A 14,386-nucleotide genomic window follows, 5' to 3' on the forward strand; every position below is an offset into this window, starting at 1 on the left:
CATGGATCATCTGACCGTCATCATAGGAGCCGGGCTCACCGGACTGACCACAGCCGCTTTCCTCAGAGCTGCCGGCAGGCCTGTTCTGGTTTTGGAGCGAGCTGCTCATATCGGCGGACAGATACGCACCTACAGAGAGAACGGGTTCGTGTTCGAGACAGGGCCGAATACCGGCACGATCTCCTCTCCGGAAGTAGCCGAGCTATTCGAACTGCTCGGATTGGAACCTGAGATAGCCACTCCTGCGGCCTCTAACCGTCTGATATGGAAAGGCAACAAACTGTATCCCCTTCCAAGGAACATCGCCGAGGCAGTCGCTACTCCTCTCTTTTCCCTGTGGGACAAATGGCGTATCCTCGGCGAACCCTTCCGCCGGAGAGGCGGACAACCCAATGAGACGGTCGGAGCCTTGGCTCGTCGCCGGCTGGGCAAAAGTTTTGTGGACTACGCAGTCGATCCTTTCCTCGGAGGTATTTATGCAGGAGATGCCGACCAACTGGTTACTCGCTTTGCCCTGCCCAAACTATACGATCTGGAGCAGCGATACGGCAGCTTCGTACTGGGTGCCGTTCGAAAAGCCCGACAGCCACAAAACGAACGCGACCGCAAAGCCTCGCGCAAGGTCTTTTCCGTACAAGGGGGACTCGGTCTTCTGGTCGAAGCTTTGGCTGACTATATCGGACGCGAACACATCCTGACGGAAACGCAAATCCGATACATCAATCACCCGGGAGCACACACCTTCGGCCTTACCTATACGGATGCTTCGGAAGAGGAGCACACCATTCCTTGCCGCCACTTGGTGAGTACGGTGGCAGCGCACCATATCCCCACACTGTTCGACCGCTTCCCTGCGGATGAATCAGCCGTGTTCGAGCAGCTCTATTATGCACCCATGATAGAGGTTGCCGTAGGGTTCCGCCGGAATGTTGCCACACACCTGCCGGCTTTCGGTTGCCTGATCCCTTCGAGGGAAAATCGTCGCATCCTCGGCATCCTGTTCCCTTCGGACTGTTTCCGTGGCAGAGCACCTGAAGGGGGCGCACTCTATTCCATATTCATGGGTGGGGTGCGAAATGCTTCGCTCATAGACCTTTCCGACGAGGAGATCAGCACGATTGCAATGGAAGAGCTGCGCGATATGCTGCACATACCTCACACCTGTAAGCCGGATCTGCTGCACATCTCACGCCACCGCCATGCCATACCGCAGTACTACGCCGATACGGAACTTCGGCAAGACATCATCCGGCGGATGGAAATGCGCTGGCCGGGCTTGCATTTGGGTGGCAATATGCATGGGGGAATAGGTATGGCACATCGTATCTCACAAGGTGTGGAAATGGCTCGAAGTATCATAGAAGAGACAGCCATCGCCGAACGCTCTGCCAGAGGCTGACCACGACATTTGCTTTTCCCTCATTGCGAGCTACACCCCAATCGGCTCACCCCTCTCTTCGCCCTGTTCTATTTATTCAGGACAAATTCATAAGCCCGACAAGCCAAGCAAACGACTCTTGATTTGATACTATTTATGTCTATATACAGACGCTGAAAAACAGTCAATTGACAATGAAATCTCCCGGAAAATGCCGTGTGACAATCTCATCTATCGGTTTAACAGCTCGCACGGAACCTCCCACTCCCCGAACCTGCCATCCGACACAGAGCAGATAGCATCTTCCATCAATAGATCATAGTATCCTCTCATGTGAGACCATAGTATCCTCTCATATGAGACCATAGTATCCTCTCATGTGAGACCATAGTATCCTCTCATGTGAGACCATAGTATCCTCTCGTATGAGACCATAGTATCCTCTCATAGGAGACCATAGTATCCTCTCATGTGAGACCATAATATCCTCTCATAGGAGACCATAGTATCCTCTCATATGAGACCATAGTATCCTCTTATACGAGACCATAGTATCCTCTCATGCGAGACCATAGTATCCTCTCGTATGAGCATATCGACTTGGTTCGAAAATACATTCCGGGCTTTCCTGTATCGATTCGCTGACATGACGTCTCTGAATGAGACCTCTTCTCGTCGGATGATTTTCCTTGTCGTGCCATCGTTTTGTGTCATTGAGATCATACCATAAACACACAAAACAATCGACCGACACACTGTAAAATGAATGGATAAAGGGATAAAGTACCTGCTTATTGCCGAAAGGTCTCATCCGACAAAAGCAATCCTGAAGATCGATCTGCGGCGAATGGAGAAGAAAAAGGAAGGGAGGGGCTTATTTGGGCTGTTGCCCCATTGCCTTGCGAAGTTGTAGGGGTGTATTGCCGAGCATCTTGCGACAGAAAGCACAGAGATAGCTGACAGAGGAGAAGAGATTCTTTTCCGCTATTGCCTTGAGAGACAGAGACGGATCGGCCAAGTCCGTGTAGACATGCCTGGCCCTTTCTTCATGCATCCATTTGAGTGGCGGACAACCGAATTCCTGATTGAAGTGACGTTTGAAAGAACTGAGCGACAGATTCATTTTGGCTGCAAGCTCTTCTGCCGATCGGCATTCCAAATGGTGTCGGAATACGAAGGCACGAAAGCCCTTGTTCTGACAGTGGAATGAGGAGAGAAAGTTGTCTAAAAGCGGCTTTTCGTAGCGTGAGCGGAAGATGCAGAAGAGTTCGCGCAGTTTCAGCTCGAATATCTCGGACGAAGCGGGCATTTCTGACAAATATCCCATCACAGAGTGGAGCCAGGAGTTCACCATTGTCTCTCGTTGCAAGGAGGAGATGTGAACGATTTCGGTTCGTCTCCGGCATTCTTTCGTATTGCCCGAAGAGGGACAAATGCCGAGGCATAAATGGAGCGTGGGATGGAAATAAAAGCAGATGAGCGTAGCCGGGCCTTTTTCAGCTCTAAGTCTTATACGAAGATTGGCAGCCAAAAGGACAACATTATCTCCCGACAATTGCGAATTGCCGGATTCCGGCCCGACAAATACGGCCGGCTCTCCTTTGAGCAGGAAGAGCAAAGCATGGCTGTCTTTGGTCCAGATTTCCAAATCAGCTCCTTGTCCTACCGTGTGGAGTTCGGGCAATCCGGACAGAGCAGTGGTCGGTCGGCTGTTGTTCAGGATGCCATTCGGCTTTTCTTTGGGAGAGACAGGCTGACAGATATGAATACTCATAAGGAGGATGGTCGGACGTTATCTTTGGCAAAGCGAGCTATTATGTGACGGGCTGCCTTGTCCGAGGTATTGTCCGTACCGATGCTTTTGCGGATGGAGTCGTATCCGGACAACTGCGCTTGTCGCTCTGCGGAGGAAGCATCAAGGAGCGGAGACAGACTTGCGGCCAACCTTTTCTCCGTGAACAAGGCTCCGAAAAGTTCGGGCACTACAGCCCTGCCGGCAATGAGGTTGGTCAGCGAAATAAAAGGCGTACCAAAGCAATACTTGAAAATCAGATTGGTCAGTCGACCTCCTCGAATATAGTAGCATACGACCTGTGGCGTACCGATCAGTGCGGTTTCGAGCGTAGCCGTTCCGGAAGTTACGAGGGCTGCTTTGCTCTCTCGGAGTATTTCATACGTGCGTCCGAATACAACGGGAATGCTGTCGTCGGGCAAAAATGGAGTATAGTCCTGTATCGTCAGTCCGGGTGCACCGGCTATGACAGGGCGGTAGTCCGGGAATTGCTTCATCACACGCAACATCACAGGCAAATTCTCCTTCACTTCGAGCAAGCGACTTCCACAGAGAAGGGCTACTTGACGAGAATCTTTGGCCGATCGTTCTTGCTCTTCGATCGTAGGCCGCATGTGTTGCTTGACGGCATCATAGCACGGATTGCCTACATAGATGACTGGAAAATCGTGTCCGGCAAAAAAATCTTTCTCGAAAGGCAAGATGCAGAGCATGAGATCGACGTATTTCTTCAACGTCTTGATTCGCCAGGATTTCCATGCCCAAACTTTAGGAGAGATATAATAGACTATCGGCTTGCCAAGCTCTTCGCGTACAAACGGAAGTACGTAGCGCATATTGAAGCCCGGGTAGTCCACTGCGATGACAACGTCGGGGTTAAATGCTCGCATCTGCTCCTGCACATGCTCGCCCGCGCGGCGGATGACACCGAGGTGCGTGAGTACCGGAATGAAGCCCATGAAGGCTACTTCCCTGTAATGAAAGATCGGTCGCTCTCCGGTAGCCTCGGACAAGAAATCCCCCCCCATGAATGCAAACACGGCTTCCGGGTCATGCTCTTTCAAGGCACGAACCAGATTGGATGCATGCAGGTCGCCCGAGGCTTCGCCGGCTACGATGAAATAGCGCATACGCAATAAAGAAAATCAGGGAAAGGGGAGAGGAGATCAGACGCTCCTCTTGAGAAGTTCCTCCAAGACAGGCAGATAACGTCTCGAAGTCATATTCAGTTTGATGGGAGATAGTGTAACGTAGCCCGCATGCATCAGTTCCAAATCACCCTCTATGGTGCCTTTATTGATCTGACGTCCTGTCATCCAATACACAGCATTGCCCCGTGCATCTTCGGAAGCCATGTATTCGTCGACAAAACGACCGTCCGTAACGGCGCAAGGCTTTAGCCCCAAAGGTTTTCCCTTCGGAACATTCATGCTTAGCATCGTGTCCTGAGGCAAGCCATTCTTCAGGATCATACGACTGACATGCACGGCATAGGCCGTGGCATGACTCATATCGCAAATCTCGCTATGGTCGTCCAGTGAAACGGCCAGAGCCGGTACATCACACACACATCCTTCCATCGCAGCACCCACCGTGCCGGAATAGATTACGCAGATGCCGGCATTGTTGCCGTGATTCACACCCGTGACCAGCAAATCGGGCTTGCGCTCCTTGAAGACTGTGTTCATCGCCAACTTCACACAATCTACCGGCGTCCCCGTACAGCTGTATACCGTATAGCCTTCCTCTCTGTGCCGAAGCTTGAGCTTGATGGGGAGAGTGGAGGTAATGGCAGCCGAAGCCCCGGATCGTGGCCCGTCGGGAGCTACGATCGTGACATTCCCTAATGGGCGCAGGGCTTCTGCCAGCTCGCGGATACCCTGTGCTCGAAAACCATCGTCATTCGAAACTAAAATTTCAATCGGATCGGCTTTCATTTCTTGTCTTCTTCAGGAATAATGCCACTTAGTTTTACGATAAAACGTAGTGCGGAATAGGAGGGGATGGGTACGAGATTTGCGCTCGATGCAGGGACGCCTTTACTTCCATAGGCTAAATACCAGGGGACGATGAACTCACACTCGTCTCCGATAACCATATTCTGCAAAGCAATACGGAAGCCGGTGATCGACTTATCCTTCTCATTCCTGTAAAGTGTAATACGTGCCGGCTTTTCGGAGTTATAGTTTCCGTCTACCATGATATTTCCTACCAAACGATACGTTTGATAGTGGACCTCCACACGGGAAGTGGCGATCGGATGCTCTGTGCCCGTACCGTTTGTTATCCAGCGCATGTAAACGTATGCGGTCGAACCATCGACAGATACTTTCTTGAAGTTGGTGCTGTCCGCATAGGCGTTGAAGGCCACTTCGTTGTCGTGACGACGCTGTTTTTCCTCATTCGGTCTTTTCTCGCACGAGGAGAAAACAAGGAGGATGTTTACCAGCATCAGCCCAAGGGCCATGATGATATTTTTTTTCGTTTTCATAGGTCTATCTTTTTGAGCAAGCTCTTGAGGCTTACATATTCCGAGATAATAGCATTCAAACGGCTGATCTCCACACGCTCCTGCTCCATCGTGTCGCGATAGCGGATGGTCACGGTATTGTCTTCGAGCGATTGGTGATCTACCGTAATACAGAAAGGAGTACCGATTGCATCCTGACGGCGGTAGCGTTTGCCGATAGAATCCTTTTCATCGTATTGGCAGGCGAAGTCGAAACGGAGGTCGTGAACAATCTCCCGAGCCTTCGCATCAAGACCATCCTTCCGAACCAGAGGGAGTACGGCCAGCTTCACGGGAGCCAATGCTGCGGGCAGCTTCAGCACTACGCGCATCTCGCCGTTGGAAGTCTCTTCTTCGCAATACGATCCGAAGAGAATCGTCAGGAACATCCGATCCAGTCCGATGGAGGTTTCCACTACATACGGCACGTAGCTCTTGTTCTGTTCGGGATCGAAATACTGCAGTTTCTTGCCGCTAAACTCTTCGTGGCGAGAGAGGTCGAAGTCAGTCCGACTATGGATTCCTTCCACTTCTTTGAAACCGAATGGCATCTCGAACTCAATATCGGTGGCAGCATTGGCATAGTGTGCCAGCTTGTCATGATCATGGAAACGGTATTTGTCGTCTCCGAAGCCGAGGGCGCGGTGCCACTGCATACGGAGGTTTTTCCACTTCTCGAACCATTGCAGCTCTTCACCCGGTCGTACGAAGAACTGCATCTCCATTTGTTCGAATTCGCGCATCCGGAAGATGAACTGACGGGCTACGATCTCGTTCCGGAAAGCCTTGCCGATCTGGCAAATTCCGAAAGGGATCTTCATTCGTCCCGTCTTCTGCACATTCAGGAAATTGACAAATATGCCTTGAGCCGTTTCGGGACGAAGATATACCTTCATGGCACCGTCGGCCGTAGAGCCCATCTCCGTGGCAAACATCAGGTTGAACTGGCGCACCTCTGTCCAGTTACGCGTACCGCTGATCGGACAGACGATCTCGCAGTCGAGGATAATCTGACGGATTTCCTCCAGATTGTTGTCATTCAGTGCAGTAGCAAAGCGTTCGTGTATCTGATCTCGCTTCTGTTGATATTCGATCACACGGGCGTTGGTGGCACGGAATTGAGCCTCGTCGAATGCCTCGCCGAAGCGTTTGGCTGCTTTGACGACTTCTTTTGCTATTTTTTCATCTATTTTGGCCAGATGATCCTCCACGAGTACATCCGCACGATAACGCTTTTTGGAATCCTTGTTGTCTATGAGCGGATCATTGAACGCATCCACGTGTCCCGAAGCTTTCCAGATCGAAGGATGCATGAAGATGGCAGAGTCGATGCCCACCACATTATCATGCAGCAGGGTCATACTTTCCCACCAGTAGCGTTTGATATTGTTCTTCAGTTCAGAACCGTATTGTGCATAGTCGTACACAGCTGCCAGACCGTCGTATATCTCGGACGAAGGAAAGACGAAGCCGTATTCTTTGCAGTGTGAGACTATTTTTTTGAAGAGATCTTCCTGTTGTGCCATGCTATCTTGATGTGTGAATCTTATTGTATTCCTACATTTTACCTCGCGAAAATAATCCTTTTTCTTCAATAGTCTCCTAAACGATTTGAGGTACACATCCCACAAATAAACGCAACACTAAGAAAAATTTAGCAAGAAGCACTCGAACGGAGTCCTAAAGTTTAGTTTTTTCTGGGTCTATGGTTCAGTTTGGTCTGTATAGTATAAGAGACCTTTGCACGGCGATTAGTGTGTATTTTGTTTGTTAATTCATTGTATAATAGGGAGTTATTTTGTATATTTGAGTATTAAAAACAGCATAATATTCCTCCCATGGCATACCAATCCAAGAATACCGATGAACATGTAACATTTGCAGACGCACTCCTTTCAAAGCGTTATCGCAAAGCACAAAACGACTTCCTCAATCAGGTTGACACGCTTATCGATTGGCGTCCGATCAGGACGCTGATCAACAAGAAATACACGAAGCGACAAAATGCCATCGGCGCCCCGGCTTATGACGTGATTCTCTTATTCAAGATGTTGCTTTTGGAGACATGGTACAACCTCAGTGATTGTGCTTTGGAGGAGCGCATCAATGATTCAATCACCTTTTCCCGATTCTTGGGGCTGAAGATGGAAGAGGTATCTCCCGACCACAGCACCATCAGTCGATTTCGTTCGGCACTGACAGAGTTGGGTCTCATGGACAAACTATTGGCGCAGTTTAACAAACAACTTTCCCGCCATCACATTTCGGTCAGGGAAGGGGTGCTTGTGGATGCAAGCCTTGTGGAGACGCCGCATAAACCCAACGGAAGCATTACGATTGAAGTCGCAGACGACAGAGAAGACAATCGGAGCGAGGCGGAAAAAGAGGCAGAGGAGGATTATCAAAAACAGGTTGTCCGTCAACGTAAAGGGACGGATGAAGAAGCCCGTTGGGTGTACAAACAAAAGCGTTATCACTACGGATACAAAAAGCATTGTCTGACCAATGTTCAAGGCATTGTTCAAAAGGTGATAACGACAGCAGCGAACCGCAGTGACACAAAGGAGTTTATTCCGCTATTGGAGGGTGCAAACATACCTCAAGGCACAGCCGTCTTGGCGGACAAAGGATATGCTTGCGGGGAAAATCGTTCCTACCTGCAAACCCATCACCTTCAAGACGGCATCATGCACAAGGCACAACGCAACAGGGCATTGACCGAGGAAGAGAAGCAACGAAACAAAGCAATCGGTCCGATACGGAGCACCATCGAACGCACCTTTGGCAGTATTCGCCGGTGGTTTCATGGCGGACGATGTCGATACCGGGGACTTGCCAAGACCCATACTCAAAACATTCTTGAAAGCATCGCCTTTAATTTATACAGAACCCCGGGGATAATTATGTCCTCATCCGTAGGATAAGGCATAACCACCCTTGAGGAGCTCGTACAAGTAGCTCCTCAAAGGGGGGATTTACAACTACTTTCACTCCTTACTGCCACCCCTTTCACTCGCTCCTTTTATGCCAAGAACTCCTCTTCCCTCCATCTCCTTATTTTTCAAAGGTCTCTTTATAGAAGTTTGAAAAATGGGGCGGGTTATTCGATTCGCATAATTCGGATTAAATAAATACATTTGCAAGAAAAGCGATTGCCATGAGTAACAGGAAGATAAACCCGTTTGTCGTGACGGGAAAAATCGAACCGGAATATTTCTGCGACCGAGAATCCGAGTCGGCGCGCCTCATCAAATCCATTGCAAATGGCAATAACTCGGTGGTTATCTCGCCACGTCGAATGGGGAAAACGGGACTGATCCAATTCTGCTATGACAAGGAAGAAATCGGCAGGAACTACTATACTTTTTTTATCGACATCCTCCACACATCGAGCCTGCGCGAATTTACTTACCTGCTCGGCCGCGAGATATACGAGACTCTGCTGCCACAGAGCAAAAAGATGATCAACCTCTTCGTCCGCACCCTCAAGTCGATCAGTGGGAGGTTCGGGTTCGATCCCGTAAGCGGAATGCCGACCTTCGGTATCGAGCTGGGCGACATCGAACATCCCGAATACACGTTGGAGGAGATTTTCCGGTATTTGGCCGATGCGGACAGGCCCTGTGTTGTTGCCATCGATGAGTTCCAACAGATTGCGAAGTATCCGGAGAAGAATATCGAGGCTCTTCTGCGCACTCATATCCAAAAGCTCCGCAACTGCAATTTCATTTTCGCCGGCAGCGAACGGCACATGATGCAGGAGATGTTTGCCTCGGCTGCACGCCCGTTTTACCACAGTGCCGATATGCTGGAGCTTAAGGCCATCGAGGCGGATGTTTATATCCCCTTTATCGTAGGGCATTTCGAGAAACGCGATCGCAGCATCTCGCCCGATGATGCAGCACGGGTTTACCGGCTCTTCAAAGGGCATACTTTCTATATACAGAAGACCTTTAACGAGGCTTTCGCAGACACGCCCGAGGGCGAAGTATGTACGCCGGAGATCATCGAGTCGGCCATCGACAATATGATAGCATCGAACGATACCATATTCCGCGAGATACTCTCCAATATCCCCGAGAAGCAAAAGACCCTCCTCTATGCCATCGCCAAGGAGGGAGAAGCCGAGCGTATCACGTCTACCGGATTCATCAAACGTCACAACCTGATCTCCGCCAGCTCCGTACAGTCGGCTGCAAACAAACTGCTCGACAAGGACATTATCACCGAGATCAACAAGGTCTATTGTGTCACGGACAAACTTTTTGCCATGTGGATCAATACCCTCTACGGCACCAAGGACTTTTGGCGAATGACCTCCCGACCATAATACAGGAGACCTTTGAAAAATAAGGAGATGGAGGGAAGAGGAGTTCTTGGCATAAAAGGAGCGAGTGAAAGGGGTGGCAGTAAGGAGTGAAAGTAGTTGTAAATCCCCCCTTTGAGGAGCTACTTGTACGAGCTCCTCAAGGGTGGTTATGCCTTATCCTACGGATGAGGACATAATTATCCCCGGGGTTCTGTATAAATTAAAGGCGATGCTTTCAAGAACGTTTTGAGTATGGGTCTTGGCAAGTCCCCGGTATCGACATCGTCCGCCATGAAACCACCGGCGAATACTGCCAAAGGTGCGTTCGATGCTGCTCCGTATCGGACCGATTGCTTTGTTTCGTTGCTTCTCTTCCTCGGTCAATGCCCTGTTGCGTTGTGCCTTGTGCATAATGCCGTCTTGAAGGTGATGGGTTTGCAGGTAGGAACGATTTTCCCCGCAAGCATATCCTTTGTCCGCCAAGACGGCTGTGCCTTGAGGTATGTTTGCACCCTGCAATAGCGGAATAAACTCCTTCGTGTCACTGCGGTTCGCTGCAGTCGTTATCACCTTTTGAACAATGCCTTGAACATTGGTCAGACAATGCTTTTTGTATCCGTAGTGATAACGCTTTTGTTTGTAAACCCAACGGGCTTCTTCATCCGTCCCTTTACGCTGACGGACAACCTGTTTTTGATAATCCTCCTCTGCCTCTTTTTCCTCCTCGCTCCGATTGTCTTCTCTGTCGTCTGCGACTTCAATCGTAATGGTTCCGTTGGGTTTATGTGGCGTCTCCACAAGGCTTGCATCGACAAGCACCCCTTCCCTGACCGAAATGTGATGGCGCGAAAGTTGTTTGTTAAACTGCGCCAATAGTTTGTCCATGAGACCCAACTCTGTCAGTGCCGAACGAAATCGACTGATGGTGCTGTGGTCGGGAGATACCTCTTCCATCTTCAGTCCCAAGAATCGGGAAAAGGTGATTGAATCATTGATGCGCTCCTCCAAAGCACAATCACTGAGGTTGTACCATGTCTCCAAAAGCAACATCTTGAATAAGAGAATCACGTCATAAGCCGGGGCGCCGATGGCATTTTGTCGCTTCGTGTATTTCTTGTTGATCAGCGTCCTGATCGGACGCCAATCGATAAGCCTGTCAACCTGATTGAGGAAGTCGTTTTGTGCTTTGCGATAACGCTTTGAAAGGAGTGCGTCTGCAAATGTTACATGCTCATCGGTATTCTTGAATTGGTATGCCATGGGAGGAATATTATGCTGTTTTTACTACTCAAATATACAAAATAACTCCCTATTATACAATGAATTAACAGGCAAAATACACACCAATCGCCGTGCAAAGGTCTCATACAGACCATTATTCATAACCTTCAAATAAAAAAGTATGATGAGCACATTTTTAAGAAAGAGCCTGATGATCGCTGTATGGGGGCTCATCGGCCTCATGATGACAGCACAGTCGCAAACACTCCCCACCGGCAAAAACATCGCGACAGGTTCGAAATGGAACGGTACGGACAAGAGCTTCGTCGAGACACTTCCTCCCGCAGGCCCCGTTCGCAGTATAGCAGAGTCCGAACGTTCTGCCGGAGTTCTTATCTCTTATCCTCGGTGCATCCCGATGGAGTTGGTCATAGAGCTGTCCAAGGACGACACCGTCTACACCATTGTAGCGAATGAGAGCGAAAAGGCTATCGCCGTATCCGAATATACAGCAGCCGGCGTAAACATGTCACTCTTCTCTCCCCTTTGTGTCCTCTTCCTTTCTTAGCCGATTGCCGTTTTTCGGTCAAAAAATCTTTTTTCGCGAGGGAAAAAACATCTTCTCATTCTGTTTCTTTTGCGCTCCTTTTGGGTCTCTCTTACGCGCGCGAACCATAATTATATATCCGCTTCCTTTTGTCTTCTTTCTTGGGAGGGGTCCTTTTCTTCGGGGGCTGTTTTTTTTGTCGAACCGGTTGAAAAAGAATTTGAAAGATTTGTCTGTAAAGAAAAAAGGCGTACTTTTGTGACCGCAAAAGCGATTCCTGCCCGATTGATAGAGGAATTGTTCCGCCGAGCGCGTCGGGATTCTTTTTTGGGGGGGATCAGGCGACGAGCTTTTTCATGAGCGTCAGCCCTGAAAAAAGAGCCGATTGATTTTGCCGATTCGGAAAAAGGTTTTACTTTTGCACCCACTGTCCGCCACATGAAGGGTTTCGATCCGGAGATTGGGGAGGGCAGTCGGAGCGCGATCATTGACATTGTTCATACGAAGAACAAAAGTGTAGTACAAGAAGGAGAGAGAAGGGCTTCGCCATTTCTTGCAGGATTTCTGCCCCCTCGCAGAGAGAGGAGGGCGGATTTACCGGCTGTTATTGACGAAACCGTCTCTCGACGAGGACATATACTCTGTCAAAGAGAAAAACGAAAAGACCGAGAGAGAAAAAGAAACCGAGGTGTACTACCTGATAAATCGAATTATCCAAAGGGTAATAATCGGCGTCTGAGCGATAATAACAGAAGCAAACAAACACACAAATATGACAGTGGAGAGTTTGATCCTGGCTCAGGATGAACGCTAGCGATAGGCTTAACACATGCAAGTCGAGGGGCAGCATGATCTTAGCTTGCTAAGGTTGATGGCGACCGGCGCACGGGTGCGTAACGCGTATGCAACTTGCCTTACAGAGGGGGATAACCCGTTGAAAGACGGACTAAAACCGCATACACTTGTATTATTGCATGATATTACAAGGAAATATTTATAGCTGTAAGATAGGCATGCGTCCCATTAGCTAGTTGGTGAGGTAACGGCTCACCAAGGCGACGATGGGTAGGGGAACTGAGAGGTTTATCCCCCACACTGGTACTGAGACACGGACCAGACTCCTACGGGAGGCAGCAGTGAGGAATATTGGTCAATGGGCGAGAGCCTGAACCAGCCAAGTCGCGTGAAGGAAGACTGTCCTAAGGATTGTAAACTTCTTTTATACGGGAATAACGGGCGATACGAGTATTGCATTGAATGTACCGTAAGAATAAGCATCGGCTAACTCCGTGCCAGCAGCCGCGGTAATACGGAGGATGCGAGCGTTATCCGGATTTATTGGGTTTAAAGGGTGCGTAGGTTGTTCGGTAAGTCAGCGGTGAAACCTGAGCGCTCAACGTTCAGCCTGCCGTTGAAACTGCCGGGCTTGAGTTCAGCGGCGGCAGGCGGAATTCGTGGTGTAGCGGTGAAATGCATAGATATCACGAGGAACTCCGATTGCGAAGGCAGCTTGCCATACTGCGACTGACACTGAAGCACGAAGGCGTGGGTATCAAACAGGATTAGATACCCTGGTAGTCCACGCAGTAAACGATGATTACTAGGAGTTTGCGATATACCGTCAAGCTTCCACAGCGAAAGCGTTAAGTAATCCACCTGGGGAGTACGCCGGCAACGGTGAAACTCAAAGGAATTGACGGGGGCCCGCACAAGCGGAGGAACATGTGGTTTAATTCGATGATACGCGAGGAACCTTACCCGGGATTGAAATGTAGATGACTGATGGTGAAAACCGTCTTCCCTTCGGGGCTTCTATGTAGGTGCTGCATGGTTGTCGTCAGCTCGTGCCGTGAGGTGTCGGCTTAAGTGCCATAACGAGCGCAACCCACATCGGTAGTTGCTAACAGTTTTCGCTGAGGACTCTACCGAGACTGCCGTCGTAAGGCGTGAGGAAGGTGTGGATGACGTCAAATCAGCACGGCCCTTACATCCGGGGCGACACACGTGTTACAATGGGAGGGACAAAGGGCAGCTACCGGGCGACCGGATGCGAATCTCTAAACCCTTCCCCAGTTCGGATCGGAGTCTGCAACTCGACTCCGTGAAGCTGGATTCGCTAGTAATCGCGCATCAGCCATGGCGCGGTGAATACGTTCCCGGGCCTTGTACACACCGCCCGTCAAGCCATGGGAGTCGGGGGTACCTGAAGGGCGTAACCGCAAGGGGCGCACTAGGGTAATACCGGTGACTGGGGCTAAGTCGTAACAAGGTAGCCGTACCGGAAGGTGCGGCTGGAACACCTCCTTTCTGGAGTTCGGACCGATTGACATAAACGGTTGCCCGAAAAATTAAGGAGAATTGGTTGAAGGTAGGGTTTTTTGCAACGGAACCGGTGTCGGAGATTTATCCGATCGGGGGAAGAAGAAAAGACCATATATCGCCTTCGGTTTCGGCTCTCGGCTTTTTTTTTATCCGAAAAACTTTACTGCACGGCGAAAAGCCATATTTGTTCGACGTATGAATAAAACGAATATAACCTGCGGATATTCCGATGCAATCAATCGGGATGTCCGGGAGGGTGTTCTCTCTCTTGGATCGAAGATGGAGAGATACCGGAAGATAAGGAGTCT

At 49.8% G+C, this 14,386-nt stretch carries 11 protein-coding genes, 1 rRNA gene and 2 pseudogenes; 6 read left to right on the forward strand and 8 right to left on the reverse strand.

Translation table 11 applies throughout. The annotated features are described in order from the left end of the window. Window position 1 precedes the first annotated feature (1 nt). The gene (gene hemG / locus PGN_RS00955) at window positions 2-1,399 is read left to right on the forward strand and encodes a protoporphyrinogen oxidase (protein ID WP_012457325.1); all 1,398 of its coding nucleotides are present in this window, start codon (window positions 2-4) and stop codon (window positions 1,397-1,399) included. An 853-nt stretch (window positions 1,400-2,252) separates the two neighbouring features. Here hemG and PGN_RS00960 read toward each other — a convergent pair. From PGN_RS00960 to PGN_RS00980, 5 genes are read right to left on the reverse strand one after another with little or no spacing between them, the layout of a single operon-like run. Further along, window positions 2,253-3,152 (reverse strand): helix-turn-helix domain-containing protein, encoded by a 900-nt coding sequence (locus PGN_RS00960; RefSeq protein WP_012457326.1) that lies wholly within the window; start codon window positions 3,150-3,152, stop codon window positions 2,253-2,255. Continuing rightward, the gene (gene lpxB, locus PGN_RS00965; protein WP_012457327.1) at window positions 3,149-4,300 is read right to left on the reverse strand and encodes a lipid-A-disaccharide synthase; all 1,152 of its coding nucleotides are present in this window, start codon (window positions 4,298-4,300) and stop codon (window positions 3,149-3,151) included. The genes PGN_RS00960 and lpxB overlap by 4 nt, the downstream gene beginning before the upstream one ends. 36 nt (window positions 4,301-4,336) lie before the next feature. Next, window positions 4,337-5,107, reverse strand: a complete 771-nt coding sequence (surE, locus tag PGN_RS00970) for a 5'/3'-nucleotidase SurE (protein ID WP_004583692.1) — start codon at window positions 5,105-5,107, stop codon at window positions 4,337-4,339. Next, window positions 5,104-5,661: an FKBP-type peptidyl-prolyl cis-trans isomerase gene (locus tag PGN_RS00975; protein ID WP_012457328.1), complete on the reverse strand. Its 558-nt coding sequence runs from the start codon at window positions 5,659-5,661 to the stop codon at window positions 5,104-5,106. The genes surE and PGN_RS00975 overlap by 4 nt, the downstream gene beginning before the upstream one ends. Further along, a complete protein-coding gene (locus PGN_RS00980; RefSeq protein ID WP_012457329.1) occupies window positions 5,658-7,205 on the reverse strand; it encodes a glycine--tRNA ligase in 1,548 nt (515 codons plus the stop codon). The genes PGN_RS00975 and PGN_RS00980 overlap by 4 nt, the downstream gene beginning before the upstream one ends. A gap of 312 nt (window positions 7,206-7,517) precedes the next feature. On the opposite strand from PGN_RS00980, the gene PGN_RS00985 reads away from it, so the two are divergent. The 3 genes and pseudogenes from PGN_RS00985 to PGN_RS00990 all read left to right on the forward strand — a co-directional run bounded on the left by PGN_RS00985 (window position 7,518) and on the right by PGN_RS00990 (window position 10,009). After that, on the forward strand, window positions 7,518-8,603 hold the full coding sequence (locus PGN_RS00985) for an IS5 family transposase (RefSeq protein WP_012457330.1): 1,086 nt from the start codon (window positions 7,518-7,520) through the stop codon (window positions 8,601-8,603). A gap of 3 nt (window positions 8,604-8,606) precedes the next feature. Next, window positions 8,607-8,766, forward strand: a pseudogene (locus tag PGN_RS12130) (DNA methylase). 70 nt (window positions 8,767-8,836) lie between these two features. Continuing rightward, on the forward strand, window positions 8,837-10,009 hold the full coding sequence (locus tag PGN_RS00990) for an AAA family ATPase (protein ID WP_012457331.1): 1,173 nt from the start codon (window positions 8,837-8,839) through the stop codon (window positions 10,007-10,009). Here the strand turns inward: PGN_RS00990 and PGN_RS11700 are convergent. Then, window positions 9,967-10,159 (reverse strand): annotated as a pseudogene (locus tag PGN_RS11700) (hypothetical protein). The gene PGN_RS00990 and the pseudogene PGN_RS11700 overlap by 43 nt on opposite strands. A 3-nt stretch (window positions 10,160-10,162) precedes the next feature. After that, entirely contained in the window at window positions 10,163-11,248 is a 1,086-nt protein-coding gene (locus PGN_RS00995) for an IS5 family transposase (protein ID WP_012457332.1), read from the reverse strand. Between the two features lie 145 nt (window positions 11,249-11,393). Between PGN_RS00995 and PGN_RS12135 the strand changes: the two genes are divergently transcribed. Then, complete coding sequence (locus tag PGN_RS12135) at window positions 11,394-11,777, forward strand: hypothetical protein (RefSeq protein WP_269464929.1); 384 nt, start codon at window positions 11,394-11,396, stop codon at window positions 11,775-11,777. A gap of 110 nt (window positions 11,778-11,887) precedes the next feature. On the opposite strand, the gene PGN_RS01005 is transcribed toward PGN_RS12135, so the two are convergent. Further along, window positions 11,888-12,184: a hypothetical protein gene (locus PGN_RS01005; RefSeq protein ID WP_230847036.1), complete on the reverse strand. Its 297-nt coding sequence runs from the start codon at window positions 12,182-12,184 to the stop codon at window positions 11,888-11,890. Between the two features lie 347 nt (window positions 12,185-12,531). Here PGN_RS01005 and PGN_RS01015 point away from each other — a divergent pair. Next, window positions 12,532-14,063 (forward strand): 16S ribosomal RNA (locus PGN_RS01015). The last annotated feature ends 323 nt before the right edge of the window (window positions 14,064-14,386 follow it).

This window comes from Porphyromonas gingivalis ATCC 33277 (assembly GCF_000010505.1).
GTDB classification, from domain to species: domain Bacteria; phylum Bacteroidota; class Bacteroidia; order Bacteroidales; family Porphyromonadaceae; genus Porphyromonas; species Porphyromonas gingivalis.

Coding starts and splice junctions, on each gene's coding strand:
- lpxB (WP_012457327.1), bottom strand. CDS start 4,300: ATGCGCTATTTCATCGTAGCCGGCGAAGCCTCGGGCGACCTGCATGCA.
- PGN_RS12135 (WP_269464929.1), top strand. CDS start 11,394: ATGAGCACATTTTTAAGAAAGAGCCTGATGATCGCTGTATGGGGGCTC.
- PGN_RS00990 (WP_012457331.1), top strand. CDS start 8,837: ATGAGTAACAGGAAGATAAACCCGTTTGTCGTGACGGGAAAAATCGAA.
- PGN_RS00995 (WP_012457332.1), bottom strand. CDS start 11,248: ATGGCATACCAATTCAAGAATACCGATGAGCATGTAACATTTGCAGAC.
- hemG (WP_012457325.1), top strand. CDS start 2: ATGGATCATCTGACCGTCATCATAGGAGCCGGGCTCACCGGACTGACC.
- PGN_RS00980 (WP_012457329.1), bottom strand. CDS start 7,205: ATGGCACAACAGGAAGATCTCTTCAAAAAAATAGTCTCACACTGCAAA.
- PGN_RS00985 (WP_012457330.1), top strand. CDS start 7,518: ATGGCATACCAATCCAAGAATACCGATGAACATGTAACATTTGCAGAC.
- surE (WP_004583692.1), bottom strand. CDS start 5,107: ATGAAAGCCGATCCGATTGAAATTTTAGTTTCGAATGACGATGGTTTT.
- PGN_RS00960 (WP_012457326.1), bottom strand. CDS start 3,152: ATGAGTATTCATATCTGTCAGCCTGTCTCTCCCAAAGAAAAGCCGAAT.
- PGN_RS00975 (WP_012457328.1), bottom strand. CDS start 5,661: ATGAAAACGAAAAAAAATATCATCATGGCCCTTGGGCTGATGCTGGTA.